This is a genomic window from Methylobacterium sp. WL18, from assembly GCF_008040015.1.
GTDB lineage: Bacteria > Pseudomonadota > Alphaproteobacteria > Rhizobiales > Beijerinckiaceae > Methylobacterium > Methylobacterium mesophilicum.
The window spans coordinates 1-682 of sequence record NZ_VRVD01001189.1 but is presented as its reverse complement, the minus strand read 5'-3'; the positions used below and the strand labels follow the sequence as shown (position 1 = coordinate 682).

Annotated in this window: 1 protein-coding gene and 1 pseudogene; both read right to left on the bottom strand. The window is 71.1% G+C overall.

Annotated features, from left to right (window positions below):
- Positions 1–454: 4Fe-4S dicluster domain-containing protein (locus FV228_RS31740; protein ID WP_147857973.1), on the bottom strand; the 454-nt coding region annotated here is incomplete at its 3' end.
- 46 nt (positions 455–500) lie between these two features.
- Positions 501–682 (bottom strand): annotated as a pseudogene (locus tag FV228_RS31735) (glycolate oxidase subunit GlcE); the annotation flags it as partial.

Below are 682 nucleotides of genomic sequence, written 5' to 3'. Positions count from 1 at the left end.
AAGCTCGCCGCGCCACGATCCCGCGAAACGGCGCGCCGAGCTTGGCGGCGACCAGCGCCAGCCGGAACCGGTTCGGGTAGGGCAGGACCTGCGCCAGCAGCGCGCGCAGGAACCGGTCGTCCGTCGGGCGCGCGAAGGTCGTCTCGATATGCGCCCGGGCGTGGTCGACGAGGTGCATGTAGTGCACCCCCGACGGGCAGGTGGTCATGCAGGACAGGCAGGAGAGGCAGCGGTCGATGTGCTTGACCACCTCCTGCGAGGCGGGCTTCCCGCCCTCCAGCATGTCCTTGATCAGGTAGATCCGGCCGCGCGGGGAATCGAGCTCGTCGCCCAGCAGCAGGTAGGTCGGGCAGGTCGCCGTGCAGAAGCCGCAATGCACGCAGGTCCGCAGGATCTTTTCCGACGCCGCCATGGCGGGATCGGCGAGCTGGGCGAGGTTGAAATTGGTCTGCACGATGCCTTCCTGCTGCTCTCCTCTCCGGGCGGGGAGGGGACCGGACTCACACGCCCGCGTACATCCGGCCCGGGTTCAGCACCCCGGCGGGATCGTGCGCCGTCTTGATCCCGGCGGTGATCCGCATCAGCGGCTCCGCCAGGGGCTGGAACACCGGCACCGCGGCCCGGACCGCATCGGGGGCGCGCACCAGCGTCGCGTGCCCGCCCTGGTCGCGCAGAGCGGCGC